Raw genomic sequence first — 25,823 nt, forward strand, 5'->3', positions numbered from 1 at the left:
ACCCGACCTAGAGCATTTTCGCCCCGGACGGAACCGGGCGGCGGCTTACGCCTCCTCGCCGCCCTCGACGCCGGCTTCGGCGTCCTCGTCCTCGCCCTCGATATGCTCGACCGAGACGACCTTCTCATCCTTGGCGGTGTTGAACACCGTGACGCCCTGCGAGGCGCGGCCGACGATGCGGATGTCGTCCACCGGCACGCGGATCAACTGGCCGCCATCGGTGACCAGCATGATCTGGTCCGAGGCCTCCACCGGGAAGGAGCCGATGAGGTTGCCGTTGCGCTCGTTGACCCGCATCGCCGTGATGCCCTTGCCGCCGCGGCCCGAGGTCCGGTACTCGAACGACGACGAGCGCTTGCCGAAGCCCCGCTCCGACAGGGTGAGCACGTATTGCTCGGCGCCCCCCATTTCGGCGTAGCGCTCCTGCGAAATCGCGGCGGCCTCGGCACCGTCCTCGGCCTCGATCTCAACGCCGTCCTCAGCCTCGCCAGTGACGGCACGGCGCATCTTCAGGTAGCCGGTCCGCTCCTCCGCCGTGGCGTCGAAGGCGTTGAGGATCGTCATCGAGATGACGCGGTCGTCCGGGGCGAGGAGGATGCCGCGCACGCCGGTCGAATCGCGGCCCTTGAACACGCGCACATCCTCCACGGGGAAGCGGATGCACTGGCCCTTGGCGGTGGTGAGCAGCACGTTCTGGTCCGGACGGCAGATCTCGACATGGACGATGTGGTCGCCCGGATCGAGCTTCATGGCGATCTTGCCGTTGCGGTTCACCGTGGTGAAGTCCGACAGCTTGTTGCGCCGGACATTGCCGCTCGCGGTCGCGAACATCACGTCGAGCGTCTCCCAGGAGGCCTCGTCCTCCGGCAGCGGCATGATCGTGGTGATGCGCTCGGAGGTATCCTGCAATTGCAGGATGTTGACCAGCGCCTTGCCGCGGGCGTTCGGGGCGGCCATCGGCAGGCGCCAGACCTTCTCCTTGTAGGCCTGGCCCTGGCTCGAGAAGAACAGCACCGGCGTGTGGGTGTTGGCCACGAACAGGCGGGTGACGAAATCCTCGTCGCGGGTCGCCATGCCGGAGCGGCCCTTGCCGCCGCGGCGCTGAGCCCGGTAGGTCGAGAGCGGCACGCGCTTCACGTAGCCGGCATGCGACACGGTCACCACCATGTCCTCGCGGGCGATCAGATCCTCGTCCTCGACGCTGCCGTCGAAGTCGACGATCTCGGTCCGGCGCGGGGTGGCGAATTGCTCGCGGACCTCGATCAGCTCCTGCTTCACGATGGTCTGGATGCGCACCCGCGAGCGCAGGATATCGAGGTAATCGGCGATCTCGTCGGCAAGCGTCTTCAACTCGTCGCCGACCTCGTCGCGGCCCAGAGCCGTGAGGCGCTGCAGGCGCAGGTCGAGGATGGCGCGGGCCTGGGTCTCGGACAGGCGATAGGTCCCGTCCTCGGCGACCCGGTGGCGCGGGTCGTCGACGAGCGCGATCAGCGGCGCGATGTCGTGGGCCGGCCAGTCGCGGCCCATCAGGGCCTCGCGAGCCGTGTTCGGGTCCGGCGAGGTCCGGATCAGGCGGATCACCTCGTCGATATTGGCCACCGCTATGGCGAGGCCGCACAAGACGTGGGCGCGCTCGCGGGCCTTGCCGAGGAGGAACTTGGTCCGGCGGGAGACGACCTCCTCGCGGAAATCCACGAAGGCCTCAAGCAGGTCCTTCAGGTTCATCAGTTCGGGGCGGCCGCCGTTCAGCGCCACCATGTTGCAGCCGAACGAGGATTGCAGCGGCGTGAACCGGTAGAGCTGGTTCAGCACCACGTCGGCCATGGCGTCGCGCTTGATCTCGACGACGATGCGCATGCCGGTCCGGTCGGATTCGTCGCGCAGGTCCGAGATGCCCTCGACGCGCTTCTCCTTGACCAGCTCGGCGATCTTCTCGACCAGCGTCGCCTTGTTCACCTGATACGGGATCTCGGTGAAGATCAGCGCCTCGCGCTCCTTGCGCAGCTCCTCGACATGCGACTTTGCGCGCATGATCACCGAGCCGCGCCCGGTCGCGTAGGCCTGCCGGGTGCCGGCGCGGCCGAGGATCCGGCCACCGGTCGGGAAGTCCGGGCCGGGGACGATCTCGGTGAGCTGCTCGATGGTCAGCCCCGGATCGTCGATCAGCGCCACGCAGGCGTCGATCAGCTCGCCCAGATTGTGCGGCGGGATGTTGGTCGCCATGCCGACCGCGATGCCGCCGGCGCCGTTGGCCAGCAGGTTCGGGAAACGGGCCGGAAGGACCTTCGGCTCCTCGCGTGATTCGTCGTAGTTCGGCTGGAAGTCGACGGTGTTCTTGTCGATGTCGGCGAGCAGCGCCGTGGCGGGCTTGGCCAGCCGCGATTCGGTGTAGCGCATGGCAGCCGGCGGATCGCCGTCCACCGAGCCGAAATTGCCCTGCCCGTCGATGAGCATCAGGCGCATGGAGAAGTCCTGCGCCATCCGTACCAAGGCGTCGTAGATCGATTGGTCGCCGTGCGGGTGGTAGAGACCGATCACGTCGCCGACGATGCGCGCCGACTTCACGTATTTCCGCTCGGGCAGGTGCCCGGATTCGAAGGCGGAGTAGAGGATGCGCCGATGCACCGGCTTCAGGCCGTCGCGCGCGTCGGGAAGCGCCCGGCTCACGATCACGCTCATCGCGTAATCGAGGTAGGAGCGGCGCATCTCGTCGGTGATGGAGACGGGGCGGATGTCGCTGGCGGGCGGGGCTGCGCCAGTCGGATCGTTCTCGGCCAAGTCGGTTTCCGTTCTGAAGCCCGGATGGGCGATGCTCTCGGCCGCTCCCGGATGGCGCGCGATGCGCCGGAACGTCCTCTCGGAAGAGCAGTGATATCAGACGGTTAAATAAGGTTTTCCGAGGCCGCCCGCAAGCGCGCAGGCGGGGGGTCCCAGGATGCTGCGGCCCGGCCGGTTGGGGCCGTGCCGCAAACCGGGTCGCTTAGAGCCGTACCCGATCGCGTTGCGCACGGTACACGACACTTGTCTGCCGCCTGGGTCGGCAAGCGCGACAGGCCCCCTCTCCCGTGCGGGAGAGGGTTGGGGTGAGGGTCGAGAAGGTTCAGGATCGAACGCACCTTCAAGGCGCCGACAGGGTGCGTCTCTTCCGGAAGCCGCACGTCCCTCACCCGGCTTTCTGCGAAAGCAGACCTCTCCCGCACGGGAGAGGGGACCCGCGCCTCATTCCGCGATGGTGGCGTCGCTGTCGTGTACCGTTCGCGTTGCGATCGGGTACGGCTCTAAGCCCTTGTTTTGGCCCGCTCTCTTACGCCGAACCGGGGTCCACTTCGGCGGAGAGCGCGCTAGTAGAACGTCAGGTGGCGGTGACCCACCGCACGCCCGCGGAAGGCGTGGTGCCGGTAGCCGTGATGGCGGTACCCGTAGTGGCGACGGTGCCCGTAGTGCCGATGCCAGTGGTGACGCCGGTGCCACTGGTGGCGGCGGTGATGCCAGTGGCGCCGCCAGTGATGACGCCGGTAGTGCCACCGGGCGAGCTGGATTGCCGGGGCGGGCGCCGCAGCCTCGGCGGTCGCCGGAACCGGAAGGGGCGCCGCGCGGGCGGGCGCGCCTGCCAAGCCGCCGATCAGCGCGGCCAGGAGGACCAGGATAGGCCAGGGTCGCATCGTTTCTCTCCCGTGTTGGCGCCCGGACGAGCCTGCGGATCCGGACCGGCGCGACAACCGCACCGACGGCAGGAACGGCCAAGGTCGGCAAACGGTTCGGTCCGCGTAGCTGCGCAGACGCACCACCCTTGCTTGAGGTTAAGGAACGCCCAGTTTCCGTTAGATCCATCCGGGCCGTTCCGGCCCGCATCTCCAGTGAGCCGCGTAAGATCCCCATGGCGTTCGCGTTGTCCGATTCCGTCCGCGCCTTCCTTCCGCGCCGCTTCCGGGACCGCCGCCCGCGGGTCGCCGTGGTTCGGCTCTCGGGGACGATCGGGGCGGTCTCGCCGCTCCGCCCGGGTCTCTCGATCGGCGGCGTGGCCGGCAGCCTGGAGCGGGCCTTCGGGATGCCCGGGGTCAAGGCGGTGGCGCTGGTGATCAACTCGCCCGGCGGATCCCCCGCGCAATCGCACTTGATCCACCGCCGGATCCGGGCGCTGGCCGAGGAAAAAAGCCTGCCGGTGATCGCTTTCGTGGAGGATGTCGCGGCGTCCGGCGGTTACATGATCGCCTGCGCGGCCGATGAGATCGTCGCCGACCCGACCTCGATCGTCGGCTCGATCGGCGTGGTCTCGGCGGGGTTCGGCTTCCATAACCTCTTGGAGAAGCTCGGCGTCGAGCGCCGGGTCCACACCCAGGGCGAAGCCAAGTCGATGCTCGACCCGTTCCGCCCCGAGGACCCTGCGGATGTGGAGCGGCTGAAGCGGATCCAGGCCGACGTGCAGGATCTGTTCACGAGCCTCGTCACGGCCCGGCGCCCGACCCTGTCGAAGGGCGAAAACCTGTTCACCGGCGCGGTCTGGACCGGCCGGCAGGCGCTGCCGCTCGGCCTCGTCGATGCGCTGGGCGACGTGCGTACGGTGATGCGCGCCCGCTTCGGAGAGAAGGTGGATCTCCGGCTCGTCGCTGAGGCCCGGGGCGGGTTCCTATCCCGCCTGCTGCGCCGGGGCGGCGCACCGGGCGGGATCGCGCTGGCCGAGGGCGCGATGGCCGCCGTCGAGGAACGCGCGGCCTTCGCTCGGTTCGGGCTCTGAGACGGGGCCCTTCGGGGCGCCGCTACCGCCCGGCGCGCCGGGACGAGACGCGGGCGAGCGCCGCAAGATCCTTGTCGCCGTCGCCGTGGCTGATCGCCTCGATCAGGCCGTCGCGCAGGACGCTGGCGAAGGGCATCGGTACGCCCGCGCCCTCGGCGGCCTGAAGGGCCAGCCGCACGTCCTTGGCGCCGAGCTTGAGGATGAAGCCCGGCGGCTCGTAGCGGTTCTGGGCGATCGAGGCACCGTAGCCCTTATAGACCGGCGAGGCGAACAGGGTGCTGGTCATCAGGTCGAGGAAGTCGGCGCCCGCGACCCCGTGCCCTTCGGTCAGGGTGCAGGCCTCGCCCATGGCCTCGATGGCCGAGATCAGCATGAAGTTGCCGGCGAGCTTCACGGCGTTCGCCCGCACCGGGTCGTCGCCGAACCGCCAGGTCCTGGCGCCCATGGCGTCGAGGAGCGGGCCCGCGCGGTCGATCTGCTCCGCCGCGCCGGCCGCCACGATGTTGAGGTTGCCGGCCTCCGCCACGTCCGGCCGGCCGAAGACTGGCGCCGAGACATAGGGGACACCCGCCCGCTCGTGTACGGCCGCAAGTTGCTTCGCCAGGGCCACCGAGATCGTGCTCATGCCGATATGCACGCCCGGCCGCTCCGGCCGGTCGAGCAGGCCACCGGCCACGATCACGGCTTCGAGGGCCGCGTCGTCGGCCAGCATGGTGATGACGGCCTCGCCCGCGAAGGCCTCCGCGGCGCTGCCCACCGGCGTGACGCCCGCGATGCCCTGGGCAGAGTCCGGCGAGCGGTTCCAGGCGCGAACCGTGTGCCCGGCCCGCGCGAGGCTGGCGGCCATGCCCCGGCCCATCCGTCCCATCCCGATGAATCCGACGTCCATGGCGTGCTCCTCGCTTCCGTCTGCCACCCGCCCACCTGGGAAACCCCAATCGGCGGTCAACGGCACCAAACGGATTTGCCGCGATCCCCAGGCGTGGCAAGCTCGCGCCATGCTGCAGAATCGCATCACCGACATCCCCGGCCTGCGGGTCGGCCACGCGAGCGATCTGCGCATCGCCAGCGGCGTCACCGCGATCCTGTTCGATGCCCCGGTGGTCGCCTCGGTCGATGTGCGTGGCGGCGGGCCCGGCACCCGCGAGACCGATCTGCTCGATCCCGAACGCACCGTGGAGCGGATCGACGCTCTGGTCCTGTCCGGCGGCTCGGCCTTCGGGCTCGACGCGGCGGCGGGCGTGACGGCGTGGCTTGCCGAGGCCGGGCGCGGCTTCCCGGTCGGCGGAATGCGGGTGCCGATCGTGCCCGGGGCGATCCTGTTCGACCTGCTCAACGGCGGCGACAAGGAGTGGGGCCGCTACCCGCCCTATCGCGAGCTGGGTTTCGCCGCCGCCGCGGCGGCCGCCAAGGCTTTCGATCTGGGCTCCGTCGGGGCCGGGACCGGCGCACGCACCGGGCGCCTGAAGGGCGGGATCGGCTCGGCCTCCGCGCTGGTGGCCGGCACGGGTTTTCGGGTCGGTGCGCTCGTGGCGGTGAACGCCTTCGGCAACGCGACGATCGGCGACGGGCCGCATTTCTGGGCCGCGCCCTTCGAGGAAAGGGCCGAGTTCGGCGGTCTCGGCTCCCCGGCCCAGGTACTGGCTGACGCCCTCGCCTTCCCGGCCCGGGCGCTGCCGGGCGCCGCCACGACGCTCGCCGTGGTGGCGACCGACGCGGCGCTGACCAAGGCGCAATGCCGCCGCCTCGCGGTGGCGGCTCAGGACGGCCTCGCCCGGGCCCTCGTGCCGGCGCATACGCCCCTCGACGGCGATCTGGTCTTCGCCGTGGCCACCGGCGCCGTGCCGCTCGCCGATCCGGTGGTGGCGTTGGCGCGTTTGGGCGATGCCGCCGCGCGGGTGTTGGCCCGGGCCGTGGCGCGGGGGGTGTTTTCCGCCACGCGTTTGCCGGGTCAGGCGGTGGCGGCGCCGCTGGTCTGGACGGGCTTGCCGCCGGCTTGGGGCGATGTGTTTCGCTCGAGTTAGACTCGGCGGCAGCGCGCGGGCATTTTCAGTTCGACGCCAGGAAGAACCATTTCTCCGGCTCGAATCGGATCACCTTGCCCGCGAATTTTTCGTAGAACTCCGGCACCGTGTTGAACACAATTTCGCGGCCCAAGAGTATCTGGATGCCGTGTGCGATTCTTTGCCGTTCGGAGACACTGAAGAAACTCACGACGACGTGGCTCCAGGATCGTCCGTCGTTCAAGATCGTTCTGCCCCAGCTGATCACGGGGACATCGGCTTTGTCGTCGAATTGGCTATCCCAGAACTGTCGTATGCGCTCGATCTCGTCCCAGGCTGCCGGAGAAATCGTGAAGTTGACGGGGAGGATCGGCTCATCCGACATGGGCTCGCACCGTTCCGAATCGCCATCGAGAATTGGCAAGCTTCCCGGAAGATCTTGGCCGTGTCCATGATGTCGTACGCTTGACCGGCGTGAGCGCGATCTCGCGGCCGCATGCGGGCTTCGCTCGCTTGGGGATACGGCTCCTGTTTGCCTTCGTCGACTGACACCGCCCGCCCCGTTATCACGAGCGGAGCGAAGTGACCCAGGGCTGCGCAACCTCGGAGGACGTGGCGCGCCACGGGATTGCTTCGCTCCGCTCGCAAAGACGGCGCCTAAATCTCCCCCCGCGCATCCTCGATCAGCTGCGCCAGCCCGGCATCGACCTCATCCGCCAGCATCTTCCGCTCCGCGTCGGTCAGATCCTTCGCCCAGGTGGTGCCGCCAAAACCCTCCGCGCAGCGCGCCCGCTCGGAGGCGATGTAGGCCTCGGTCTCGGCGGGGCGCGTCTTCATGGCGTGGACCATGCCGAACCACGCCGCCCGTTCCACCACCGCCAGCCGCGCCCGCAGGCGGATCGCCACCGCCTTGTCGGCATCGATACCTGCATCGCTCATGGCCTGTCCCCCGTCTCCTGCTCGGCGAGCCGCGCGATCAGTCCCTGGAGTTGTCCCGGCACCGGCTCGTTCGCCGAACGCGCGTAGAGCACCCGCAGTTGCCGGCCGATCTCGGCGAGACTCATGGAGCCCTTGGCGATCACCCGGTCGGCCTGCCGGGTCAGGCTCTCCTTCTCGGCATGGGTGATCTCCTTGGCCGTGAGCACCACCACCGGCACGTCGCCGTCGGGCCGGGTGCGCAAAGCCCGCAGGAAGCCGAACCCGTCCATCTCGGGCATCATCAGATCGAGCAGGATCAGGCTCGGCCGTGCCTGGCTGAACCGCTCCAGGGCGATCCGGCCGTTCTCCGCCTCGTCGACGGTCCAGCCCTCGCGACCGAGCGACCGGCGCAGGCGTTCGCGGGCATCCGCGTCGTCGTCGACCACGAGGATACGGGCCTCGTCCGGCGCCGCGGGCCGGTAGCGCTCCATCAGGCCCTTGAGCCTGTCCCAGTTGATCGGTTTGACGAAGTAGTCGGTGGCGCCGAGCGCTTGGCCGAGGCCCTGCTCGGCCACCACCGAGGTCATGATGACCGGCGTGCCGGCGAGGTCGGGGTCGTTGCGCACCGCGTGCAGAACCGCCCAGCCGTCCATGCGCGGCATCTCGACATCGAGCAGGATCGCCCGGGGCTTCAGGGCCCGCGCCAGCGTCAGGCCGGCGCGGCCATCGTTGGCGCTGCGGACATGGAAGCCCTCGCGTTCCAGAAAGCGCTGGAGGAGTTCCCGGGCGGCCGGGTCGTCGTCGACCAGCAGGACCGTCTCGTGCTGCTCGTGCGGTTCGATCGCGTGGGCCTCGGCCTCGGCGAGCGGCGCGTCCTCGGGGGCGAGCGTCGCGGGCAGGCGGATCGTGAAGGTCGAGCCCGCGCCCGGGTTGCTGGTGACGGCGATATCGCCGCCCATCGTCCGGCAGAAGGCGCGGGTGATGCTGAGCCCCAGGCCGGTGCCGCCGAACTGGCGGGTGGTCGATTCATCGGCCTGCACGAAGCGCTCGAACAGGCGCCCGATCTGCTCCTCGCTCATGCCGATACCGGTATCGGCGATCGCGAAGGACAGCCAGTCGGCCCCGTCCTCAATGTGACGGCGCACCGTGAGGGTGATGGTTCCCTGCTCGGTGAACTTGGCCGCGTTGCCGATCAGGTTCAGCAGGCACTGGCGGATCTTGGTCTGGTCCTGGTGCATCGAGCCGAGTTCGGCCCCCGCCCCCGCGCCCGCATCCAGAACGAAGCGGTTGCCCTTCTTCTCCACCAGGGAGCCGGTGGAATCAGTGACGTCCTGGAGCAGATCCGCGACCGCGAAGGTCTCGGCCGAGGCGGTCATGCGGCCGGCCTCGATCTTCGAGATGTCAAGTACGTCGTTGATCAACGACAGCAGGTGGCGGGCCGCCGCCTCGATCTTGCGCAGGTCCGGCAGGAGGGCAGCTTGGCCGATATCCTCCAGTTCCTCGCCGAGCATCTCGGAATAGCCGATCACCGCCGAGAGCGGCGTGCGCAGTTCATGGCTCATGTTGGCGATGAACTGGCTCTTGGCGAGGTTGGCGGCCTCAGCGGCTTGGCGCGCGCGCTCCACCGCCTCCTCGGCTTCCTTACGTTCGGTGACGTCGATGCAGGTGCCGACCCATTCCCGCAACGAGCCGTCCTCGGCGAGCACCGGGACGCCGCGCACCTCCATGGTCCGCCAGATGCCGTCGTGACGGCGCAGGCGGTACTCGACCTCGTAGGTCGCGCGGGCCTCCACGCAGGCCGCCCAGGTATCCGCGGCGTGGCCGCGGTCGTCGGGATGGACCGCATCGAGCCAGCCCCAGCCCTGGTAGGCCTCCTCGGTCTGCCCGGTGTAGATGCTCCAGCGGACCTGCGGCGGAATCAGCTCGCCTGCGGCGTTGGTGTTCCAGATCACGGCCGCGGAGGCGTCCACCAGCGCGCGGAAGCGTTGCTCCGAATGGCGCAGGCGCTCCTCGATGGCGCGGCGGCCGGAGATGTCGGTGTTGGTCCCGTACCAGCGCAGGACCCGCCCGGATGCGTCGCAATGAGGCCGGGCCTTCGACAGGAACCAGCGGTAGATCCCGTCCTGGCCCCGCAGGGGGAAGGTGTCTTCCCATACGCCGCCGAGGGCGATCGCGGCCTGATAGCGCTCCGTCACCGCGGCCTCGTGATCGGGGTGGTGGACGGACCGCCAGCCCCAGCCGCGCATCTCCTCAAGCGAAGTGCCGGTATAGTCGTACCAGCGCTGATTGTACCAGATGATCGTGCCGTCGGCCTCGGCGATCCAGGCGAGCTGCGGCAGCGTCTCGGCGAGGATCCGGTAATCGGCATCCGTGACGGCCTCGGCGCCGCCCTCTCTTTCGCTCATCGGCTGCGCATCATCCCTCATCCGCCCCGAAGGGCCCGTACCGGTATGCCTTATACACGCATCGCGTCCGGATCCGACCGCACTGGCGCGGAGACTGGATTGCGCCGGCCCCGGAGGGCATCGATCGTGTAGAGGACGAGTGCCACCCAGATCAGGGCCAGCATCAGGGCGCGGTGCGGCTCCACGCGCTCGCCGTAGGCTAACACGCTGAGGCCGAGGAGGCAGGTCGGGGTGACGTATTGCAGCAGGCCGAGGGTGGTGAGGCGCAGCCGCACCGCCGCGGCGGCGAACCAGATCAGCGGCAGGGCGGTTGTGAGCCCCGTCAGCATCAGGAGCGCGCGGCCTGCGGACTCCGCAGGCAGGAACGGCTCGGGCGTGAGGACGAGCCACACGACCGCCGCCGGCAGGAGCAGCAGGGTCTCGACCAGGAAGCCGACCAACGCGTCGACCCCGACGATCTTCCGGACGAGCCCGTAGAGCGCGAAGGACACCGCCAGCGACAGGGACATGAGCGGCAGCTCGCCCGCCCAGATCACTGCGACCCCGACGCCGGCTGCCGCGACCGCGACGGCTGCCGCCTGCATCGGCCGCAGGCGCTCGCCGAGCACCACGCGCGCGAGCGCCACGCTGACCAGCGGGTTGATGTAGTAGCCGAGGCTCGCGTCGAGCAGATGCCCGCTGCTGACCGCGTAGAGGTAGATCAACCAGTTCACGCCGATCATCGCGGCCGAGAGCAGAAGCAGGGCGTGGCGCGGGCGCAGGGGCAGCGGCAGGATGAGGCGGTGGCGCGCCGCCAGGATCAGGGCCAGGGTGCCGGCGAACAGGCTCGACCAGACGATGCGCTCGGCCAGGATGTGGTTCGGGCTGTAGGCCCCGAGCAACCGGAAGTGGATGGGGACCACCAGGCCCCAGCTCAGATAAGCGGCGAGCGCGTAGACGAGGCCCACGGTGTTCTCCCGGGCGACCCGGTCGAGGGGCCGGATGTCGGGGCTTTAACCCGGGTGGGGGGACGGCGTCAGTGGGACGGATGCAGGGCTGCCATCAGGGAGGTGGCGTCACGCCGCCCGGATCGTGGCGAGGAAGCGCCGGACCTCGTCGCCGAGATCCTCCGACTGGCGCGCCAGCGCGGACGTGGCCGCGAGAACCTGATGGGCCGCCGCACCGGTCGCCTCCGAGGCCTCGGCGACGCCCGCCATGTTGCTGGTGACTTCGCTGGTGCCGGTGGCGGCCTGGGTGACGTTGCGCACGATCTCCTGCGTGGCCGCCCCCTGCTGCTCGACCGCGGCCGCGATCGAGGTGGCCACCGCGTCGATCTCGCGGATCCGCGCCGTTATCGTGGCGATGACCGAGACCGCCTGTCCGGTCGCCCCCTGGATCTGGCCGATCTACTCCGAGATCTCCCCCGTCGCCCGGGCCGCCTGGGCGGCGAGTTCCTTGACCTCGCCCGCCACGACGGCGAAGCCGCGTCCCGCCTCGCCGGCGCGGGCCGCCTCGATCGTGGCGTTGAGCGCCAGCAGGTTGGTCTGGCTCGCGATGGCGGCGATCAGCTCGACCACGGCGCCGACTTTGCCGGCGGCGGTGCTGAGGTCCTGCACCAGGGCTGCGGTCCGATCGGCCTCCGCGACGGCGTTCTGGGCGAGCGCGGCGGAGCCGCTGACCTGCCGCCCGATCTCCAGCACCGAGGAGCCCAGCTCCTCGGCCGCGCTCGCCACCGTGTTGACGTTGGCGGCGGCCTCCTCGGCGGCGGCCGCCACATGGGTCGAGCGATCGGCGGTCCGCGCGGCGGTGTCGGTCATGGTCCGGGCGGTGGCCTGCAGGGTGGCGACCGAGGCCGAGACAAGGCCGATGATCCGGCCGACCGTCGCCTCGAAGCCGTCGGCGAAGGTCAGCAGCGTCCGGCTGCGATCGGCGGCGGCCGCCGCGTCGGTCACCCGCTTGGTCTCCGCCTGCTCGGCCGCCTTGTGGGAGACCAGGGCCTTGATGCCTTCCACGGCTTTGCCGATGGCGCCGATCTCGTCCCCGCGCCGGGCCTCCGGAACCTCCGTGCTCAGCTCCCCCTCCGACATGGCCTGCAGGGCAGCCGTCAGACGGCCGAGCGGACGCGTGACGCCGAGATTCGTCACCATCAAGCCGACCAGAATGCTGACCGCAATGCCGGCCGCCGACAGGCCGATTACCCAGAGCAGGGTCGACCGGATGTCGGAGCTGAGCGTCGCCGAGCCCGTCTCGATCGCGGCTCCCAGATCGTTCGTGAAGGCGTCGAGTTCAGCGAACAATGTCGTCTGCAGAGGATCAACCTTCTTGTGGGCGAGGGTCAGCGCCTGGGCGCTCATGCCCTTCTTGACCATGGCGCACATCTCGCCGGTGAACTTGGCGTAGGTATCGAGCAGCTCGGCGATCCGTTCGGTCCGGTCGTGGAAGGCCGCCGGCGCGTTTCGGCGCACGCCGTCAGTGAGCTTGCCGGCCTCACCCGGAAGCGACTCGAAGGCCGCGCCAATCCGGTCGGACTCGTCCGGATCGGCCTCGCCGAGGGCGCGGAAGGCCACGTAGCTCATCTGATAGACAGTGCGGCCGAGGCGCGCCGCCATCGTGGCGGCGGTGGCATCGCGGCCGAGATAGGTGCTGTAGGTCGCGTCGGCAGCGACCATCCGCTTTGAAATATAATACAAATAATCGAATGAATTCGCGGCGATGAAGGCGAAGGCGAATGCAATCTTCAGTGATATATAATTTCTAAGCAAACGATTCACGGCCAAGTCTCCGAGAAAGTCTATGCTTATATCCCGCACATTAAAGAAGTCGATAACAATTCTGCGCCTTGATAGGCGTTGGATCGAAAGCGGGACAGTCTCGATGGGATCTCTATTCAGCGATGCAGAAAGATCAATTCGTACAATTTTTAGTCATGGATCTGGTTTCGCGAAAGTCGTGCGAAACACCACATCTGACCACCGCGCGATCTGCTTTTGCCGACACGCTGATCGATGCGCGGATCGCGCTCGCCCACGCGACGATGCCCTCGCGAATCGGGTGCCGCTGGACGAGGCTACGATCGGGGCGCGGGCTTCGTGCGATCTACCGGAGCGTGTGGTCCAGTCAGGGCGCGAGCCACGTCCCGCACCAGCTGGATTCGTTTCTGCTCCACGCCGCCCGGCGATGGCCGCGGCGGTCGAGGTAGAGGAACTCCAGCCGCTCGGCCCGAAGCAGCACGGCGGCGAAATGCGGCCGGCCGACCGTAGCGGCGGCGGTCTCGTCCGGCATCGTGTAGGCGTCCCCCGCCGGCAGTGTGGTCCCGGGTCCGGGCTCGGCCCCGTAGCAGACCCGGCTCATCGCCCGCGATCCGGTCCAGGCCGCCTCCGCCACGGCATCGTCGGTGTGGAGGGTGGCATGCCCCTCCACGCGGATCTGGGTCTTGGCCGCCACATCGTACGCCATGAGCGCGCAGGCGGGGTTCACGGCGATCTCGGCTGCCTTGTCGGACCGGCGATCGCAGTGGAACCGGAGGGTGCCGGTCTCCGGATCGGCTTCGCGCAGCACCACGGTGCGCAGCCGCGGCGCGCCATCCGGGCCGAGCGTCGCCAGCGCCGGCAGGTGGAACCCGCTGCGCCCCAAAGCGGCGCCCTCGGCGAGGAGCCGCCAGAGTTCGGCGAAGCTGGCATCACGGTCGTCGTAGAACGCCGGCAGCGGCGGGCGGGTCATGCCGCGCCCCGTTTTCGCTGCCGCTCGCGGAAAATCAAAGCGAGGTTTCGCAGATAGATGCCGGTGGACAGGCTCTGGCCGATGATGATCACCGGTTCGCGCCGGACGAAGCCGTAGACCAGGGTCATCAGCCCGCCGAGGATCGACAGGAACCAGAACGACAGCGGCATCACGCTCCGCCCTGCCCGCTCGCTGGCGATCCATTGCAGGATGAAGCGCGAGCCGAACACCACCTGGGCGACGATGCCGAACACCAGCCAGAAATCCATCCGGGTGACGAACACGTCGTAGAAATAGTCCGGCAGATCGTGGGCGAGCTGGATCAGCATCCGACGTCCTGGTCTGCCGGCGTCCCGGCGGGCGCGGCGATTTCTTCCGGGTGCGGGTCGGCGCGCTTGCGCCGGATCAGCCACCAGACGCCCGCCAGATCGAGCAGCCCGACCCAGAGGCGGTCGAACAGCCCGTAATTCGAGACTCCCGTCAGCCGCGGCCGGTCGACCACGTCGCGGTGGACCACGGCAAAGCCTTCCCGGGCCACGAGCGCCGGCATGAACCGGTGCAGGGCGTCGAAATAGGGCAGCCGCAGATAGACGGCGCGGCGAAAGACCTTGAGGCCGCAGCCGGTATCGCGGGTGGAATCCTTCAGGATGCGCCCACGCACGCCGTTGGCGATCCGCGATTGGAGCATCTTGAACGGCCCGTCCTTGCGCCCGCGCCGCTGGCCCTGGGCGAGCCCGGTTCCGGGACCGGCCGCATCGAGGGCTTCGAGCAGGATCGGGATGAAGGCCGGATCGTTCTGGCCGTCGCCGTCGAGGGTCGCGACGGTCTCGCCGCGCGCCGCCAGGACGCCGCTGCGGACGGCAGCGGACTGACCGCCGCCCCTTGTATGGCGCAGCACCCGGAACCAGGGTCGCCCTGCCCGCGCCGTCGCCAGCGCCGCCGGGGTGGCATCGGTGGAGCCGTCATCGACGCAGATCAACTCGAAGGCGAGGCCCACGCAGGCAGCCTCGATCTCGGCCACCAGTGGCGCGACGTTGCCGGCCTCGTTGCGCATCGGCACGACGACGCTGAGACGGGGGAACTCGCTCACGGTGCCACCCCGTAGGCCGTCACGAACACCCGCCGGCCGGTGTTGAGGTTGAAGCCCTCGACCTCGGCCATCGGTGCGGGCGCCCCATCGCCCACCGGCCAGGCGGCGTTGAAGTCGTCGCGGTCCCGGGCCTCGACGAACAGCAGCCGGCAACCACCGGCCTTTAGGAAGTCCCGCGCCGCCGACCCGTCCGGCGGCAGGGCGAGCCCGGTGCCGATCAGGAACACGAGACTCGGCTCCCGGTAGCCGAGGCTGGCGACCTGCGGAGCGGCGCAGGGCATCCGGTCGCGCAGGGCGGCGAGACGCGACGAGACCTTGAGGGCCGGCAGCGAACGCTGCGCCACCCCCAGCACCGCCGGTCCGAGGAGGCACGAGGCGAGCACCCCGAGCACCAGGGCGCGCTCGGCGGATCCCGCGACCGGGCCTCGCGCGAAGGCCAGCCAGGCGAGGCCCGCCACCGCGCAGGCGGCGGCGAGCAGGGGCAGCGCCGGCCAGGGGATCGTGTGGCTGTCGAGGCGCCAGCCGACGATGCACAGGCCGATGGTCAGCGCCACGGGGATCGCCGGCGCCAGCAGCGCGGTCAGGCGGGCGCCGCGCAACCGTGGATCCAGCGCCCCCCGGGACAGCGCCAGTACGGTGAGGATCGCCAGCCAGGGCATCAGCGGCAGGACGTAGTGGGGCAGCTTGGTCGGCACCGCCTCGAAGATCAGCCACGCGGGCAGCACAGCGGCAATCAGGAAGGCGATGGCGGGCTCGCGCCGCGCCCGCCACGCGAAGGGCAGGCTCATGGCGGCGAAGGCGGCACCGGGCCAGAAGGTCGCGAAGAACGCGAGCGTGTAGGCCCCGGGCGGTCCCCAGTGTCGCTCGGCCGCGCCGCCGACCTTGCCGAGCATGTCGTGCCCGATCGCCTCGGCGTAGAAGGCGCTGCCGCTCTTCCACGCGATGGCGGCGAACCAGGGGGCGACCACGGCCAGGGTCAGGGCGAGGCCCGGCAGCGGCCGCAGGGGCAGCAGCCAGCGCCCGGAGCGCGCCACGACCGACAATCCGAGCGCCGGCAGGGCGACGAACAGCGGCACCATCGGGCCCTTCACGAGGATGCCCAAAGCCATCCCGAGCCAGAACGCCGCGAAGACCGGACCGGACGGTAACCGGCCCGCGCGCGCCGCCAGCCACGTCCGGGCCAGCCCGCCGAGGCTCGCCGTGGCGCAGGCCGCGAGCAGCGCGTCGGTCTTGGCGAGGTGCGCCTCGGCGTTGAGCATCAGGCAGGCGCCATAGAGGGCGGCGGCGAGCAGTGCAGCGCGACGCGGCAGGAAGGCGAGCCCGGCCCAGTAGGCGAGCAGCACCGAGGCGGCGGCACCGATCAGCGAGGGAATGCGGTAGAGGGCGATCTGCGTGCGGGCATCCGGCACGCCGAGGGCCTCGCCGGCCGCCACCGCGGCGGCCTGGGCCCAGTAGATCCCCACCGGTTTCTTGTTGCGCGCCTCTCCCTGGAAGCGGATGTTCACGAGATCGCCGGTCTCCAGCATCTGCTTCGACGCCTGGGCGAAGCGCGGCTCATCCCGGTCCATCGGCTGCAGCGAAATCTGGCCCGGCAGGAACAGGATGCAGCACAGCGCCAGCAGGGCGGCGACGGCGCGGGCGTGGGTCAGGCTCAGCGTGTCGAGCCCGCGGCCGATCCGATCGGCGGGTGCGAGGCGCGCGGTGCCGCCGGCGGAGAGGCTCGTGGTCATGCCGGGCCGGTCAATCAGGATCGCGCGGGAACGTCAAATGCACCGGAGGCTCGATGCGGCGGATATCCGTATCGGGAGGGGCGCCGTGCGACTTGCCACCTCAAGCGACCAGCAGCGGTCGCAATTCGCGCATATCGGCCACCGACTCCAGCGCGTTGACCCGTGCGATCAGCCGATCGGTTTTGTCGGGCCCGAGCACCGGCACCATCAAGTCCCGGGCCTTGGCGTTCACCGCCTCCGTGCTCAGTGGGTTCTCCTTCGTGCCGGGCGGATGCCGTGTGTGGTGCTCGACGATCCGGCCGTCCGCCAGCGTGATCGTCACGATGGCGCCGCGCGGGGCGGCCGGATCCATCAGGGCCGGATCGCCCGCGACGTCCACCTTTGCGCGCTCCGCGGCGATCGCGGGATCGTGCATCAGCCCGGCATCGTGGCTGTCGGCGAAGGAGACAGCTCCCTTCACCAGCGCCAAAGCCACGAGGTGCTGGCAGCTGACATCCGGCATGGCGCTCGACCCGACGATGCCGACGGCGTCGGTCGGCAGCTTCACCAAGATGTGGCGCACGGAATCCGGCGTCAGGCCGTATTGTCGGCGCAGCGTCAGCGTCGCGTCCAGCGGCGACTGAATCGGGTAGCCCACCGAATAGGTCTTGATCGCGGTCTCGGTGACGAAGAAGCGCTGGCCCAGCCCCTCCAGCATCGCGTCGGGCTTCGGCGCGGTCGAGAGCGCGTTCAGCAGGTTGTGGCGACCGTCGAGCACGTCCGACACCCCGGTCAGCCCCGCCTCGACCATGCCGACCGCCGTGACGCCGTTGCGCGCGCCCATGCCGGCGAAGTCGAACGCCTTCTCGACATGGTCGTGATCGCGCACCCAGCTCCACAGGCCGGAAACCTGCTGGGCCGCGTAGGAGAGCGCGAAGCGCATGCCGCGCTCGTCGAGGCGGGCCAACGCGGCGGCGGCACCCAGGGCCCCGAAGGTGGAACTGGTGCCCTCCGCGCTCCGGTGCGTGCCGCGCACGTGATCGGGCCCGAGCGCCAGGAGCAAACGGCAGCAGAGATCGTAGCCGAGCGCGACTGCCCGGACGAATTCGGCGCCGGAATTGCCGTGCCGTTCGGCCAGCGCCAGGGCCGCCGGCACGGTGGCGCAGCCGGGATGGGCCTTGGTCACAGGCTCGAAATCGTCGGTCTCGTCGGCATGGGCGCACATGGCGTTGGCCAGCGCCGCGTTCACCGTCGTGGTCCGGAAATCCGAGGCGACGATCCCCGCCTGCTCGGTGCCGCCGAGAGTGCGAACATAGGCGAGCGCCATCGCGCCGGGCCGCATCCGGGCACCCGAAACCATGGCGGCCAGGGTGTCCAGGATCCGGTGCTTGCAGGCGATCAGCACCTCCGGCGGCAGGGTCTGATCCCGAGCTGCCGCCATGTAGCGGGCGAGCCGCCCGGTCACCTCCGCATCGGCAGCGATGGCCGCATAGGTTTGTGCGAGGGCCAGGGCGCCGGCACCCTGGATCAGTCGCCGCCGGGTCGGTGCGCTCATGCGTGCGCCCGCAGGCGCACGAAACCGGCGTCGAGATCGGCCTTGAGGTCTTCGACATCCTCCAGACCGATATGGAATCGCAGGGCCGGGCCGCCCGGCGCCCATTGCGTGGCGGTGCGGTAGCCGGCGCAGTCGAACGGGATCACGAGGCTCTCGAAGCCGCCCCAGGAGAAGCCCATCCCGAAGAGTTCCAGCCCGTCCAGCAGGGCGGCCACGGCCGCCTCCGGCACGGGCTTGAGGATCACCCCGAACAGCCCGGACGCGCCGGAGAAGTCGCGCTTCCAGATCGCGTGGCCGGGATCTTCCGGCAGGCCGGGATGAAGCACGCGCAGCACCTCGGGCCGCGCCTGGAACCACCGGGCCATCTCCAGCCCGGCGCGGCCGTGCTCGCGCAGCCGGAGGTTCATGGTGCGCATGCCACGCAGGGCCAGGAAGATGTCCTCGGCGCCGGCGCACATGGCGAAATGGTCGAAGGTGCGCCGCACCGCCGGGTAATACCGGGCGTTGGCGGAGGTCAGGCCGATCAGCAGGTCCGAACCGCCGCTCAGGTATTTCGTGCCGGCCTCGACCGCGATGTCGACGCCCCGCTCATGGGGCGGGAACAGCAGCGGCGTCGCCCAGGTGTTGTCCATGATCACGCAGGCGTCGCGGGCATGCGCGACCTCGGCGATGGCCGGGATGTCCTGCATCTCGAAGCTCTGGGAGCCGGGCGCCTCGACCAGCACCGCCTTGGTATTCGGCCGCATCAGCGCGGCGATGCCGGCGCCGACCGTGGGGTCGTAGTAGGCAACCTCCACGCCGAACCGGGACAGCACGCCGTCGCAGAACTGGCGGGTCGGACGGTAGGCGGAATCGGTGACGAGGAGGTGGTCGCCCGCCGAGACCGCGGCCATCAGCGCGACCGTCAGCGCCGCCAGCCCCGAGGGCGTCACGACCGTGCCGGCGGCGCCCGCGAGTTCGGTCCAGGCCTCGGTGAGCGCGTCCATCGTGGGCGTGGCCGAGGTGCCGTAATTGTAGCGCCCGCGCCGGTGCTTGATGGCATCGTAGGTCGGATAGAGGACCGTGGACCCGCGGTAGATCGGCGTATTGACGAAGCCGTGCTGCGCGCCCGGATCGCGGCCCGCATGGACGAGGCGCGTCGCGGGCGCGAAATTCTTTTCGGGCTTGGGCGTCAGGGACATCGGGGACCGGTGATCGCGTTGCTCTGCGATGCACGAAGCCCCCGGCATCCGGTGAGGTCAAGCCGGAGGCGTCATCCGGCTTCGTCCGTAAGGACAGAATTTCGCGTTCACGGCTTCTCGGGCGGATCCGTATTCGCGGCCTCCTCGTAGGCCTCCATCCAGCCGGCGCGCTCCTCGGATCCCTCCGGATAAGGGCAATCGCTGACGGGCTTGCCGTAGAGGCGCGCGTTGCGGCCTTGGATGAACGGGCTGTCGCTCGCGGTGGCTTGGACGTTCGTCAATATCGCCTCCCGAAGATTGGCGGTGGAAGCCCTTGAGTGGGGCTTCGTTAACGGCCGCGGCGCTATTCTGTTGCCGTCTCAAGTCGCGTATCGGATCGTCGATTGCGTATCCTGCGTTCCCTCATCGGCGGCATTCTCGTCCTCGCCTCCACGGCGACGGTCGTGTTCGTCAGCGCCGACCGGCTCGCGCACCTGGCGCCGGCGCCAGTGGTCCGCGCCGTCCAGGCCGAGCCCTCGGCCACCGGGTCCCTGCCCGCGCCCATCAAGGCTGCGCCGGCGCCGAAGCCGGCTGCGCCCGGCATCCCGAACGGGTTCGACACCGAACGGCTACACGCGCTGATGCGCGGCGATCCGATCCTGCCGGGGCGGTGATCGAAGCAGGGTCCTCGAAGGCGACGAGCAGCCAGCGACGCCATCCCGGCAGCCGGCCCTTGGGATGTGTCAGGTCGCTACCGGCTATACGGAGTTAAGATCACGGTTGGCGCTCCCTTAGCTCGGAAGGGCGCGGGTCCCTCTCCCGCACGGGAGAGGGGGCCTGTCGCGCTCCGCAATCGCCTGCGAGCCTCCACCTTATCGTCCGTACTGCCCGATTCGGTTCGCGCCGCGCCCCTACCGCGCCGTCCGAAACACCTGCAGGTCGAGATCCCGCACCTTCTTGCGCAGGGTGTTGCGGTTGACCCCGAGCAGCTCCGCCGCGCGGATCTGGTTGCCGCGGGTGGCAGCGAGCGCCGCGCCGATCAGCGGGCCTTCGATCTCCCGCAGGATCCGGTGATAGAGGCCGGGCGGCGGCAGCGTATCGCGGTAACCCGAAAAATAATCCGAAAGGTGCCGCTCCACTGCGCTCGACAGGCTCTCCGATTCGCCGCCGGCCTTGCGGCCGGCTCCGTTGGCGGACGACGACGCGGGCGCGGCCAGCGGCAGCGTGTCGAGCTCGGCCTCGATCACCGGGCCGGTGATCGTGTCCTGCGGATAGAGGGCGGCGAGCCGCCGGACGAGGTTCTCCAATTCGCGGACGTTGCCGGGCCAGCGGTAGCGCTTCAACCGTTCCATGGCGTCGCCATCGAGGGACTTCCGGGTCAGGCCCTCGCGCTCGACCATCACGAAGAAGTGGCGGACGAGGTCCGGCACGTCTTCGGACCGCTCACGCAAAGCCGGCAGCCGCAGCGGCACGACGTTGAGCCGGAAGAACAGGTCCTCGCGGAAGATGCCCTGCTGGATCGAGATCCGCAGATCCTTGTTGGTCGCCGCGATGATCCGAACGTTGGTCTTGATCGGCACCCGGCCGCCGACCGTGGTGTACTCGCCCTGCTGGAGCACGCGTAGAAGGCGCGTCTGCGCCTCCATGGGCATGTCGCCGATCTCGTCGAGGAACAGCGTGCCGCCCTCGGCCTGCTCGAACCGGCCGGCCGAGCGCTGGAGCGCGCCCGTGAACGCGCCCTTCTCGTGGCCGAACAGCTCGGACTCGATCAGGTCGCGGGGGATCGCCGCCATGTTGACCGGCACGAACGGACCGGTGCGACGGCGGCCGTAATCGTGCAGCGCCCGGGCGACCAGCTCCTTGCCGGTGCCGGATTCGCCGGTGATCATTACGGTGAGGTCGGTTGGCATCAATCGGGCGAGCGCCCGGTAGATCTCCTGCATGGCGGGCGAGCGGCCGACCAGCGGAATGTCCTCGTTGTCCGGAGGCGCGCCGGACGGCGCCGCGCCGCGGGGCCGCGACAGCGCCCGGCCCACGATCGCGATCAGCTCCTTCAGGTCGAAGGGCTTGGGAAGGTATTCGTAGGCGCCCCGCTCCGAGGCCCGGATCGCCGTCATGAACGTGTTCTGCGCGCTCATCACGATGATCGGCAGCTCCGGCCGCACCCGCTTGATGCGCGGCAGCAGGTCGAACACGTTCTCGTCGGGCATCACCACGTCGGTGATGACGAGATCGCCCTCCCCCTGCGCGACCCAGCGCCAGAGGGTCGCGCAATTGCCGGTCGAGCGGACCTCGTAGCCCGCCCGGGACAGCGCTTGATTGAGGACGGTGCGGATCGCGGCGTCGTCGTCAGCGACGATGATGTGGCCGTTGGGCATGACTCTCTACTCAGAGCTCCGACGGGGGCCGGACGGGGGATGCGACGTCACGGATCGACCGCCGATTCGCGACCGTCGCGGGCGCTCGACATCGGCAGGAGGATGCGGAACGTCGTGCGGCGGGGGGCGGGATCGCACTCGACGATCCCTCCGTGATCGCCGACGATCTTGGCCACCAATGCAAGACCGAGGCCGGACCCCTGCGCCTTGGTGGTAACGAACGGGTCGAACAGGTCCTGCATTAGCTCCGCCGAGATGCCGGGGCCGTTGTCGCGCACCGCCACCTCGATCGGCAGGCTGACCCGCTCGCGCGAGCCCGGCACCTGCAGGCGCAGGCCAGTGCGGAAGGCGGTCGACAGGGTGATCTCACCCTCGACCGCGTCCGGGCCGATCGCCTCGGCGGCGTTCTTCACGAGGTTGAGGATCACCTGGATCAGCTGATCGCGGCTGCCGAGCACCGGCGGAAGCGACGGATCGTAGGTCTCGACGAAGCGAATGTGACGCGCGAAGCCCGACTGGGCCGAGCGCTTCACCTGATCGAGCACCCCATGGACGTTGACCGCGCCGCGATCGGCCGGGCGCTCGTCGCCGAACAGCTCCATCCGCTCGACGATGCGTACGATCCGGTCGGATTCGTCACAGATCAGCCGGGTGAGCAGCCGGTCCTCTTCGGCGCCGGTGCTCTCCAGGAGCTGCGCGGCGCCGCGGATGCCGGCGAGCGGGTTCTTGATCTCGTGGGCCAGCATCGCACCGAGCGCCACCATCGAGCGCGCGGCGCCGCGATGGGTGAGCTGCCGGTTCATCTTGTCGGCGATGGTGCGTTCTTGGAGCATCATCACCACGGCATCGCCGTCGTCGCCGAGCGGGGTGGCGAACACGTCGACGCTGCGCTCCAGCCCGAGGCGGGGCTGGGTCAGCTCGACCCGGTACTCACTGACGCTGGCGCCCCGGCGCCGCACCTCGGCCACCAGGGCGATGATCGGCGAGGCGAAGGGGATGATGTCGCGCAGGCGGCGGCGCTGCATCAGGCGCGCAGAGTAATCGAAGAACGCCTCGGCGGCGTGGTTGCAATGGAGGATCTGCTCGTCGGCGCCGATGGTCAGGACCGGCAGCGGCAGGGCGTTGAGCACGGCCTCGGCGGCGGTGTCGCGCTGGCCGCCGATCGCCTGCGGGGGGCGTTCGTCGCTCATGCAGCCTCTCGCACCGTGATCGCCGGACCCGCGAAGGCCCGGGCCAGCAGGGCCAACGCGGTTTCCGGATCGGTCGTGGTCAGGAGCGCCGACCGCTCGGCCGGCTCCAGCGCCCCGCCGGTCTCGGCATAGGCGGCGAGGTGTTTTCGCGCGTGGCGCACGCCCATGGCGTGGCCGTAGAGCGACAGAAGGCCGGCATAATGCTCGGCGGCCAGCGCGGCTTGCTCGGCGCGCGACGGTTCGGGGACCGGCTGGCCGGCCAGCGCCGCCGCGACCTGCCCGACGAGCCAGGGCCGGCCGGTGGCCGCCCGGCCGATCATGACTCCGGCAGCGCCTGAGGCCGCGAGGCAGATCCGAGCGCTCGCAAGGTCGGTGACATCGCCGTTGGCGATCACGGGAATCGCGACCGCCTCCACCACCGGCCGGATCGCCGCCCAATCGGCCTTGCCGGTGTAGAATTGCTGCCGGGTCCGCCCGTGGACCGTGACGGCGTTGAGCCCCAGCCGCTCCGCCCGGGCCGCGAGGTCGGCGGCGTTGCGGGTCGTGTCGTCCCAGCCGAGGCGCATCTTGACGGTCACAGGCACGGATACCGCCCCGCGCACCGCGGCGAGAAGCCGCTCTGCGTGGTCGAGGTCGCGCATCAGGGCCGAGCCCGAGGCGATACCGGTCACGATCTTGGCCGGGCAGCCCATGTTCACATCGATGACATCGGCCCCATTGGCGGCCGCGAGCCGCGCAGCCTGTGCCATCGGCTCCGCCTCGCAGCCCGCCAGCTGCACCACGTGGAGGTCGACACCGGACCCGTCCGCGCGCAGGGTCGCCTCGCCGGCGCCGCGGGCCAGCTCGCGCGCCGCAACCATCTCGGAGACGACGGCGTCGGCGCCGCAGCGCCGAGCGATCCGGCGCATGTGCAGGTCGGTGACGCCGGAGAGCGGTGCCAGCAGGCAGAGCGGCGCAGGCTGTGCCCCGTCCTCCACCGGCCGTCCCCCGCGCAGTGCGCTCAAATAATGATCAGTCGCCATTCTGCCCAACAATGAGGCAAGGCCGTTCCGCTGGCAAGCGGGGCCGCGCGTTGATTTCGAAGCCTCCCCCGCTTAAACGACGGGCTTGCTCATCGGCAGGGCAGCCGCGTCACGGCAGGTCCGCGTCCGGCCCGCGATCCCGCCCCAGCGTCCACGAGTCCATCGCCCATGTCCGCCACCGGCACGCCTGCCACCGGATCCGCACCCGCGGGGTCCGGCGTCGCCGCGGTGGTGGTGGCGGCCGGGCGTGGCATCCGCATCGGCGGCGGCACGCCCAAGCAGTATCGTCGTGTCGGCGGTCAGGCGGTCCTCACGCGGACGCTCGCGGCACTGGCCGCCCAGGACGCCATCGACCGGATCCAGCCGGTGATCGCCGCCGACGCGGCCGATTTTTTTCAGACCTGCCTGGAGGAGCTCGATTCCGGGCTCCGCCGCAAGATCGCCGAGCCGGTCGAGGGCGGCGCGACGCGCCAACGCTCCGTCCGGGCCGGTCTCGAAGCCCTGGCGTCCGGCGCGGCGCCCGAGATCGTGCTGGTCCACGACGCCGCCCGCCCCTACGTCGACGCGCCGCTGATCGCTCGGGCGATCGCGGCCGGGCGCGACCATGGCGCGGCCGTGCCGGGCGTTCCGGTGACCGACACGGTCAAGCGGGTCGTCGACATCGCCCCGGGCATCGGCCGGGTGCACGAGACGCCGCCGCGCGAGCATCTGCGCGCCGTCCAGACCCCCCAGGCCTTCGTATTCGGCCCGCTGCTGAACGCCCATCGGGACGCCGCCGCGCAGGCCCTCGACGGCTTCACCGACGACGGCGCGCTCGCCGAATGGGCGGGCTTGCCCGTGGTGGTGTTTGCGGGCGACATCGCCAACCGCAAGATCACCCAGCCTGCCGACCTGATCGAGGCCGACCGCACCTTCGCGGCCGGTTCTGCCGAAAACCCTGCGCCGGGAGCCCGCACCATGACCAGCTACGTCACCCGTCTCGGCACCGGCTTCGACGTCCACGCCTTCACCACCGGCGACCATGTCTGGCTCGGCGGCGTGAAGATCCCGGCCGATCGCGGGGTGCTGGCCCATTCCGACGGTGACGTGGCGCTCCACGCGCTGACCGATGCCCTGCTCGGCGCCATCGCGGACGGCGATATCGGCACCCATTTCCCGCCCTCCGAGGAGCGCTGGCGCGGCGCGTCCTCCGATCAGTTCCTGGCCCATGCCTGTGAACTGGTCCGCGCCCGGGGCGGCCGGATCGACCACCTCGACATCACGGTGCTGGCGGAGGCGCCGCGCATCGCCCAGCACCGCGAGGAGATCCGGGCGCGCATCGCCGCGATCGCCGGCGTGCCGCTGTCGGCGGTCTCCATCAAGGCGACGACGACGGAAAAACTCGGCTTCGTCGGCCGGGCCGAGGGCCTGGCCGCCCAGGCGGCCGCGACGGTGCGGCTGCCCGAAGAGGATGGCCCGGGCCTCGACGCGCAGGCCGAGACCGCGATGCGCCAGGGCTGAGGCTCAGCCGATCCGAAGCAGCAGCGCGATCGCCGCGATGGCGAGCGCCGCCATCGTGAGCAGGATGCCGCCGCCCCGGCAGGCGAACTGACGCGGGGAGTTCGGGGCCGCGAACATCCCGATCGGGTGCAGGATCCGGCCGACCAGCAGGGCGATCAGCAGAGCCTGAACCAGCCCGTGGCCGCCGCCGCTCGCCTCCAGCAGGCCGATGACGATCAGCGCCAGCGGCACGTATTCGGAGAAATTCGCGTGCGATCGGATGCGCTTGAGCATGGCTTCGTCACCGCCGTCGCCGACGAGGACGTTGTCGGACACACGGCTTGCCATCACCCATCCCGAGAGGCCTAAATAGAGAAGGGCGAGCAGCCCGGCGTAGACGGCCGTGGTCGCGGGGAAGGTCATCGGCATTGGGTCTCCGGATCGTGCCGGCCTGTCTTCCGGTTGGGACAGGCTTCACGT

At 70.0% G+C, this 25,823-nt stretch carries 22 protein-coding genes and 1 pseudogene; 4 read left to right on the forward strand and 19 right to left on the reverse strand.

Annotated elements, in window-relative coordinates:
* Positions 1 to 45 precede the first annotated feature (45 nt).
* Together gyrA and MKK63_RS02860 are read right to left on the reverse strand one after the other, a co-directional pair.
* The gene (gyrA, locus tag MKK63_RS02855; RefSeq protein ID WP_243998535.1) at positions 46 to 2,778 is read right to left on the reverse strand and encodes a DNA gyrase subunit A; all 2,733 of its coding nucleotides are present in this window, start codon (positions 2,776 to 2,778) and stop codon (positions 46 to 48) included.
* Positions 2,779 to 3,341: 563 nt separating this feature from the next.
* Positions 3,342 to 3,662: a hypothetical protein gene (locus MKK63_RS02860; protein ID WP_243998537.1), complete on the reverse strand. Its 321-nt coding sequence runs from the start codon at positions 3,660 to 3,662 to the stop codon at positions 3,342 to 3,344.
* Positions 3,663 to 3,877: 215 nt separating this feature from the next.
* On the opposite strand from MKK63_RS02860, the gene MKK63_RS02865 reads away from it, so the two are divergent.
* The gene (locus MKK63_RS02865) at positions 3,878 to 4,735 is read left to right on the forward strand and encodes a S49 family peptidase (protein WP_243998539.1); all 858 of its coding nucleotides are present in this window, start codon (positions 3,878 to 3,880) and stop codon (positions 4,733 to 4,735) included.
* A gap of 22 nt (positions 4,736 to 4,757) precedes the next feature.
* Here the strand turns inward: MKK63_RS02865 and MKK63_RS02870 are convergent, their stop codons facing one another.
* Positions 4,758 to 5,624, reverse strand: coding sequence for an NAD(P)-dependent oxidoreductase (locus MKK63_RS02870; protein WP_243998541.1), 867 nt, complete (start codon positions 5,622 to 5,624; stop codon positions 4,758 to 4,760).
* 109 nt (positions 5,625 to 5,733) lie between these two features.
* Here MKK63_RS02870 and MKK63_RS02875 point away from each other — a divergent pair, with 109 nt between their 5' ends.
* Complete coding sequence (locus MKK63_RS02875; RefSeq protein WP_243998544.1) at positions 5,734 to 6,759, forward strand: P1 family peptidase; 1,026 nt, start codon at positions 5,734 to 5,736, stop codon at positions 6,757 to 6,759.
* A 25-nt stretch (positions 6,760 to 6,784) separates the two neighbouring features.
* Here MKK63_RS02875 and MKK63_RS02880 read toward each other — a convergent pair whose 3' ends face one another.
* The 12 genes and pseudogenes from MKK63_RS02880 to MKK63_RS02935 form a co-directional block, all read right to left on the reverse strand.
* Complete coding sequence (locus tag MKK63_RS02880; RefSeq protein ID WP_243998546.1) at positions 6,785 to 7,123, reverse strand: hypothetical protein; 339 nt, start codon at positions 7,121 to 7,123, stop codon at positions 6,785 to 6,787.
* A gap of 272 nt (positions 7,124 to 7,395) precedes the next feature.
* The gene (locus MKK63_RS02885; protein ID WP_243998548.1) at positions 7,396 to 7,677 is read right to left on the reverse strand and encodes a hypothetical protein; all 282 of its coding nucleotides are present in this window, start codon (positions 7,675 to 7,677) and stop codon (positions 7,396 to 7,398) included.
* A complete protein-coding gene (locus MKK63_RS02890; protein WP_243998550.1) occupies positions 7,674 to 10,061 on the reverse strand; it encodes a response regulator in 2,388 nt (795 codons plus the stop codon). The genes MKK63_RS02885 and MKK63_RS02890 overlap by 4 nt, the downstream gene beginning before the upstream one ends.
* Before the next feature lie 50 nt (positions 10,062 to 10,111).
* A complete protein-coding gene (gene rarD, locus MKK63_RS02895) occupies positions 10,112 to 11,008 on the reverse strand; it encodes an EamA family transporter RarD (protein ID WP_243998552.1) in 897 nt (298 codons plus the stop codon).
* A gap of 108 nt (positions 11,009 to 11,116) precedes the next feature.
* Positions 11,117 to 12,709: pseudogene (locus tag MKK63_RS02900) on the reverse strand (methyl-accepting chemotaxis protein).
* A 448-nt stretch (positions 12,710 to 13,157) separates the two neighbouring features.
* The gene (locus MKK63_RS02905; RefSeq protein ID WP_243998554.1) at positions 13,158 to 13,760 is read right to left on the reverse strand and encodes a pyridoxamine 5'-phosphate oxidase family protein; all 603 of its coding nucleotides are present in this window, start codon (positions 13,758 to 13,760) and stop codon (positions 13,158 to 13,160) included.
* Positions 13,757 to 14,089 (reverse strand): lipid-A-disaccharide synthase N-terminal domain-containing protein, encoded by a 333-nt coding sequence (locus MKK63_RS02910; RefSeq protein ID WP_243998556.1) that lies wholly within the window; start codon positions 14,087 to 14,089, stop codon positions 13,757 to 13,759. The genes MKK63_RS02905 and MKK63_RS02910 overlap by 4 nt, the downstream gene beginning before the upstream one ends.
* Positions 14,083 to 14,850 (reverse strand): glycosyltransferase, encoded by a 768-nt coding sequence (locus tag MKK63_RS02915; RefSeq protein ID WP_243998558.1) that lies wholly within the window; start codon positions 14,848 to 14,850, stop codon positions 14,083 to 14,085. The genes MKK63_RS02910 and MKK63_RS02915 overlap by 7 nt, the downstream gene beginning before the upstream one ends.
* Complete coding sequence (locus MKK63_RS02920) at positions 14,847 to 16,580, reverse strand: ArnT family glycosyltransferase (RefSeq protein ID WP_243998560.1); 1,734 nt, start codon at positions 16,578 to 16,580, stop codon at positions 14,847 to 14,849. The genes MKK63_RS02915 and MKK63_RS02920 overlap by 4 nt, the downstream gene beginning before the upstream one ends.
* A 100-nt stretch (positions 16,581 to 16,680) precedes the next feature.
* Positions 16,681 to 18,114, reverse strand: coding sequence for an MmgE/PrpD family protein (locus tag MKK63_RS02925; RefSeq protein WP_243998562.1), 1,434 nt, complete (start codon positions 18,112 to 18,114; stop codon positions 16,681 to 16,683).
* On the reverse strand, positions 18,111 to 19,295 hold the full coding sequence (metC, locus tag MKK63_RS02930) for a cystathionine beta-lyase (protein WP_243998564.1): 1,185 nt from the start codon (positions 19,293 to 19,295) through the stop codon (positions 18,111 to 18,113). Before metC ends, MKK63_RS02925 begins: the two co-directional genes overlap by 4 nt.
* Positions 19,296 to 19,402: 107 nt before the next feature.
* Positions 19,403 to 19,576 carry an Rmf/CrpP family protein gene (locus MKK63_RS02935; protein WP_243998565.1) on the reverse strand — a complete coding sequence of 58 codons (174 nt, stop codon included), beginning with the start codon at positions 19,574 to 19,576 and terminating at the stop codon, positions 19,403 to 19,405.
* A 102-nt stretch (positions 19,577 to 19,678) separates the two neighbouring features.
* Between MKK63_RS02935 and MKK63_RS02940 the strand changes: the two genes are divergently transcribed.
* Positions 19,679 to 19,948, forward strand: coding sequence for a hypothetical protein (locus MKK63_RS02940; RefSeq protein WP_243998568.1), 270 nt, complete (start codon positions 19,679 to 19,681; stop codon positions 19,946 to 19,948).
* A gap of 237 nt (positions 19,949 to 20,185) precedes the next feature.
* Here MKK63_RS02940 and ntrC read toward each other — a convergent pair whose 3' ends face one another.
* Genes ntrC through dusB form a run of 3 tightly spaced genes read right to left on the reverse strand, consistent with a single transcriptional unit; the run spans position 20,186 to position 23,864 of the window.
* Positions 20,186 to 21,652: a nitrogen regulation protein NR(I) gene (ntrC, locus tag MKK63_RS02945; protein WP_243998569.1), complete on the reverse strand. Its 1,467-nt coding sequence runs from the start codon at positions 21,650 to 21,652 to the stop codon at positions 20,186 to 20,188.
* A 47-nt stretch (positions 21,653 to 21,699) separates the two neighbouring features.
* Positions 21,700 to 22,842 carry a two-component system sensor histidine kinase NtrB gene (locus MKK63_RS02950; protein ID WP_243998572.1) on the reverse strand — a complete coding sequence of 381 codons (1,143 nt, stop codon included), beginning with the start codon at positions 22,840 to 22,842 and terminating at the stop codon, positions 21,700 to 21,702.
* Positions 22,839 to 23,864: a tRNA dihydrouridine synthase DusB gene (gene dusB / locus MKK63_RS02955; protein ID WP_243998574.1), complete on the reverse strand. Its 1,026-nt coding sequence runs from the start codon at positions 23,862 to 23,864 to the stop codon at positions 22,839 to 22,841. Before dusB ends, MKK63_RS02950 begins: the two co-directional genes overlap by 4 nt.
* A gap of 168 nt (positions 23,865 to 24,032) precedes the next feature.
* Between dusB and MKK63_RS02960 the strand changes: the two genes are divergently transcribed.
* Complete coding sequence (locus tag MKK63_RS02960) at positions 24,033 to 25,364, forward strand: bifunctional 2-C-methyl-D-erythritol 4-phosphate cytidylyltransferase/2-C-methyl-D-erythritol 2,4-cyclodiphosphate synthase (protein ID WP_243998576.1); 1,332 nt, start codon at positions 24,033 to 24,035, stop codon at positions 25,362 to 25,364.
* Between the two features lie 3 nt (positions 25,365 to 25,367).
* Here MKK63_RS02960 and MKK63_RS02965 read toward each other — a convergent pair whose 3' ends face one another.
* Entirely contained in the window at positions 25,368 to 25,766 is a 399-nt protein-coding gene (locus tag MKK63_RS02965) for an MAPEG family protein (RefSeq protein WP_243998641.1), read from the reverse strand.
* Positions 25,767 to 25,823: the final 57 nt, after the last annotated feature.

The sequence above is a fragment of the Methylobacterium sp. J-088 genome (assembly GCF_022829295.1).
In the GTDB taxonomy this organism is placed as follows: Bacteria; Pseudomonadota; Alphaproteobacteria; order Rhizobiales; family Beijerinckiaceae; genus Methylobacterium.

Excerpts from the sequence above, each read along its gene's own strand:
- MKK63_RS02860 (WP_243998537.1), bottom strand. The coding sequence starts at position 3,662 with ATGCGACCCTGGCCTATCCTGGTCCTCCTGGCCGCGCTGATCGGCGGC.
- MKK63_RS02865 (WP_243998539.1), top strand. The coding sequence starts at position 3,878 with ATGGCGTTCGCGTTGTCCGATTCCGTCCGCGCCTTCCTTCCGCGCCGC.
- MKK63_RS02870 (WP_243998541.1), bottom strand. The coding sequence starts at position 5,624 with ATGGACGTCGGATTCATCGGGATGGGACGGATGGGCCGGGGCATGGCC.
- MKK63_RS02875 (WP_243998544.1), top strand. The coding sequence starts at position 5,734 with ATGCTGCAGAATCGCATCACCGACATCCCCGGCCTGCGGGTCGGCCAC.
- MKK63_RS02880 (WP_243998546.1), bottom strand. The coding sequence starts at position 7,123 with ATGTCGGATGAGCCGATCCTCCCCGTCAACTTCACGATTTCTCCGGCA.
- MKK63_RS02885 (WP_243998548.1), bottom strand. The coding sequence starts at position 7,677 with ATGAGCGATGCAGGTATCGATGCCGACAAGGCGGTGGCGATCCGCCTG.
- MKK63_RS02890 (WP_243998550.1), bottom strand. The coding sequence starts at position 10,061 with ATGAGCGAAAGAGAGGGCGGCGCCGAGGCCGTCACGGATGCCGATTAC.
- MKK63_RS02905 (WP_243998554.1), bottom strand. The coding sequence starts at position 13,760 with ATGACCCGCCCGCCGCTGCCGGCGTTCTACGACGACCGTGATGCCAGC.
- MKK63_RS02910 (WP_243998556.1), bottom strand. The coding sequence starts at position 14,089 with ATGCTGATCCAGCTCGCCCACGATCTGCCGGACTATTTCTACGACGTG.
- MKK63_RS02920 (WP_243998560.1), bottom strand. The coding sequence starts at position 16,580 with ATGACCACGAGCCTCTCCGCCGGCGGCACCGCGCGCCTCGCACCCGCC.
- MKK63_RS02925 (WP_243998562.1), bottom strand. The coding sequence starts at position 18,114 with ATGAGCGCACCGACCCGGCGGCGACTGATCCAGGGTGCCGGCGCCCTG.
- metC (WP_243998564.1), bottom strand. The coding sequence starts at position 19,295 with ATGTCCCTGACGCCCAAGCCCGAAAAGAATTTCGCGCCCGCGACGCGC.
- ntrC (WP_243998569.1), bottom strand. The coding sequence starts at position 21,652 with ATGCCCAACGGCCACATCATCGTCGCTGACGACGACGCCGCGATCCGC.
- MKK63_RS02950 (WP_243998572.1), bottom strand. The coding sequence starts at position 22,842 with ATGAGCGACGAACGCCCCCCGCAGGCGATCGGCGGCCAGCGCGACACC.
- dusB (WP_243998574.1), bottom strand. The coding sequence starts at position 23,864 with ATGGCGACTGATCATTATTTGAGCGCACTGCGCGGGGGACGGCCGGTG.
- MKK63_RS02960 (WP_243998576.1), top strand. The coding sequence starts at position 24,033 with ATGTCCGCCACCGGCACGCCTGCCACCGGATCCGCACCCGCGGGGTCC.
- MKK63_RS02965 (WP_243998641.1), bottom strand. The coding sequence starts at position 25,766 with ATGACCTTCCCCGCGACCACGGCCGTCTACGCCGGGCTGCTCGCCCTT.